Here is a 1,000-nt window from a genome sequence, read left to right as displayed (position 1 = left end):
TTTCATCGGTGGTTTGCTTTAGCAAACCATTATTAGATGATGAATTTTTCTTCCAGTTTCTTCACGATTGCTTCTACAGCCTGTTCTGCTGTCAGATCTTTCAGGACTGTACCAGCACCCTTCAGTTCTTTTGTGAAGGATTTGTATACGTTTGTGGGGGAACCTTTCAGACCGATCATATCCAGTTCCAGATCGTCTTTCAGCAGGTTGAAGTCAAAGATTTTGATTTCTTTCTGGTAAGCGTCGAATACGCCGCCTACGGACATGTATCTGGGTTCTGCCAGTTCAGCGATTGCTGTCAGCAGGCAAGGTGTTTTTACTTTTACGATGTGGTAGCCATCTTCGAACTGTCTCTTAACAACTACGTGGTCTTCTGCTGCTTCTACGATTTCTTCTACGTAAGAAACCTGAGGCAGGTGCAGTTTTTCAGCGATCTGGGGACCAACCTGAGCTGTGTCACCATCGATAGCCTGACGACCTGTGATGATCAGATCGTAGTCCAGCTGTTTCAAAGCTGCTGCCAGGATACCGGATGTAGCATATGTATCGGAACCACCGAATTCTCTGCCGGAAACCAGGATAGCTTCGTCACAGCCCATAGCCAGTGCTTCTCTCAGAGCAACGTCTGCCTGAGGGGGACCCATGGATACAACTGTTACTGTGCCGCCAACCTGTTCACGGATTGTCAGTGCAGCTTCGATACCAGTTTTGTCGTCGTGGTTGATGATGGAAGGAACGCCGTCACGAACCAGTGTGCCAGTTTTAGGATCGATTTTAACTTCTACGGTATCAGGTACCTGTTTGATACATACAACAATTTTCATTGTGATTGAATCTCCTTTCGTTTTCAAACCGTGAGGCTCTGCCTCACACTCCGCAAGCCTTTAAAAAGGCTTGACCTAAACTTGATTGCCGCAAAATTTCATTTTGCGGAAGTCTTGCTTATTAACCGAAAAATGAAACTTTTCCTTGCGCAAAACCTGTTTTGCGCCCAAAGGGT

1 protein-coding gene is annotated in these 1,000 nt (G+C 46.0%); it reads right to left on the bottom strand.

Features of this window, described 5'->3' with window-relative positions:
• Nucleotides 1–32: 32 nt before the first annotated feature.
• Nucleotides 33–824, bottom strand: coding sequence for an electron transfer flavoprotein subunit beta/FixA family protein (locus INF29_RS14480; RefSeq protein WP_087989432.1), 792 nt, complete (start codon nucleotides 822–824; stop codon nucleotides 33–35).
• Between the last annotated feature and the right edge of the window lie 176 nt (nucleotides 825–1,000).

The organism is Anaerotignum lactatifermentans (assembly GCF_014982935.1).
GTDB lineage: Bacteria > Bacillota > Clostridia > Lachnospirales > Anaerotignaceae > Anaerotignum > Anaerotignum lactatifermentans.
The sequence above is the reverse complement of the archived record's forward strand: the minus strand, read 5'-3'. Positions and strand labels throughout refer to the sequence as shown.